This window comes from Nocardia amamiensis, assembly GCF_015477605.1.
Lineage (GTDB): Bacteria > Actinomycetota > Actinomycetes > Mycobacteriales > Mycobacteriaceae > Nocardia > Nocardia amamiensis_A.
Map to the genome: position 1 here is coordinate 1 of NZ_JADLQX010000340.1, position 255 is coordinate 255.

Below are 255 nucleotides of genomic sequence, written 5' to 3' on the forward strand. Positions count from 1 at the left end.
CGGCAAGAGTCCCAACATCGTCTTCGCCGACGCGGATCTCGACCTCGCGGTGACCGGCTCGGTCAACGCGTGGCTGTTCAACCACGGCCAATGCTGCGTCGCGGGCACCCGGATGTTCGTGCAGGACGCGATCTTCGAACAGTTCACCCAGGCGGTCGCCGACGCGGCCGGCCAAGTGAAGATCGGCCCCGGCCTCGACCCCGACACTCAGCTCGGCCCGCTGGTCTCCCAGGAGCAGTTCGATCGCGTCACCGG

General features: G+C 67.8%; 1 protein-coding gene. It reads left to right on the forward strand.

What is annotated here, in order from left to right; all coding sequences use genetic code 11:
* Positions 1 to 255: aldehyde dehydrogenase family protein (locus IU459_RS38060; RefSeq protein ID WP_195134368.1), on the forward strand; the 255-nt coding region annotated here is incomplete at both ends.